Source organism: Streptomyces sp. NPDC021749 (assembly GCF_040640655.1).
GTDB lineage: Bacteria > Actinomycetota > Actinomycetes > Streptomycetales > Streptomycetaceae > Streptomyces.
Genome location: NZ_JBFACE010000102.1, coordinates 1 through 1488 on the forward strand (window position 1 = coordinate 1; position 1488 = coordinate 1488).

Genomic DNA, 1488 nt, shown 5'->3' on the forward strand with positions numbered 1-1488 from the left:
GCTCATTAGAGGACCATCCCTTCTGCAGCCCTCTTCGGTAGGGTTGTGACCTCTCGGTCCCGGTGGGTGCATGGCCAGTAGTGCGAGCCGTTCGACGGCCAGCATGAGTTCCGCCAGCCCCGCCGGGCCGAGGCCGTCTGATCGGCTTCAGGGACACGCCCCGCAGAGGGCCGATTAATGAGCTCCCGGCAGACGACCTCACCACCGGGCAGGTGCTCCGTCACAGGCACAGGAGTACAACCTTCGTGTTCATCGGATGGGACTGGGCGACCGAGACCCATGACGTGACCGTCATGGACGACACCGGAAAGCGCATCGACCGGTGGGAACTGGCCCACACCGAGGAAGGGTTCGCCAAGACCCTGAACCGCCTGGGGAAGCACGGCGCCCCGGCGGACCTGCCCGTGATGATCGAGACCAGCCGCGGCCTGACCGTGGACCGGCTGCTCGCCGCCGGCCACCCCGTGGTGCCCGTCCACCCCAACGCTTTTCACGCCATGCGCCCGCGCTGGGGCGCCTCCAAAGCCAAGACCGACGCAGGCGACAGCATGAAGCTCGCTGACTACCTGCGCACCGACGGGCACCTGCTGCCCCGCCTGGAGCCCACCGAGCAGGCCACCCTCGATCTCCAGGCCCTCACCCGGACCCGAGCCGACCACGTCGAGGCCCGCGTCGCCGCCGTCAACCAGCTCGCCGCACTGCTGGATGCGCACTGGCCCGGCGGCAAGGCCGTCTTCGCCAACCTCGACAGCGACATCGCCATGGCGTTCCTGGAGAAGTACCCCACCCCGGCCTCCGCTGCCAGGCTCACGGCCGGACGCCTCGAAGCCTGGTGCAAACGTCGCCGCTACTCCGGCAAGAAGCCCGGCAGCATCCTGATCGAGCGCCTGCGCGCCGCCCCGGAGGCCGCCTCCCGCCTCAGCGAAACGGTCGTCGAACAGCTCGTCCGGGTCCAGGTCCAGCTGGTCCAGGGCATACGCACGACCATCCGCACGCTGGACAAAGCCATCTCGGAAGCGGTCGAAACCCACCCCTACGCACCGCTGTTCGCCACCATGCCACGCATCGGCAAGGTCAGCCTCGGCCAGATCATCGGCGAGATCGGCCCACTCCTGGAACGCGCTCAGACCTGCGAACAGCTCATCGCCGAAGCCGGGGTCGTCCCGGTCACCCGCGCGTCCGGCAAGTCCCGCACGGTCGCCTTCCGCTTCGCGACCAACCGTAGAGCCCGCATCGCCCTGACCACCTTCGCCGACAACAGCCGGCACAGCAGCGACTGGGCCGCAAAAATCTACAACGACGCCCGAGCCCGCAAGAAGCGACACCCCCACGCCATCCGCATCCTCGCCCGCGCCTGGCTCCGAGTGATGTGGGCCTGCTGGCGTGACGGCACCTGCTACGACCCCGCCATCCACCAAGCCAACGACAAGATCAACATGGCCGCCGACACGCCCTTGGCGGCATAGGGGTTGACTCAGGAAACTCATG

At 68.1% G+C, this 1488-nt stretch carries 1 protein-coding gene; it reads left to right on the forward strand.

Annotated features, from left to right (window positions below; genetic code table 11):
- The first annotated feature begins 245 nt into the window (after positions 1–245).
- The gene (locus AB0G35_RS37215) at positions 246–1466 is read left to right on the forward strand and encodes an IS110 family transposase (RefSeq protein WP_360959218.1); all 1221 of its coding nucleotides are present in this window, start codon (positions 246–248) and stop codon (positions 1464–1466) included.
- The last annotated feature ends 22 nt before the right edge of the window (positions 1467–1488 follow it).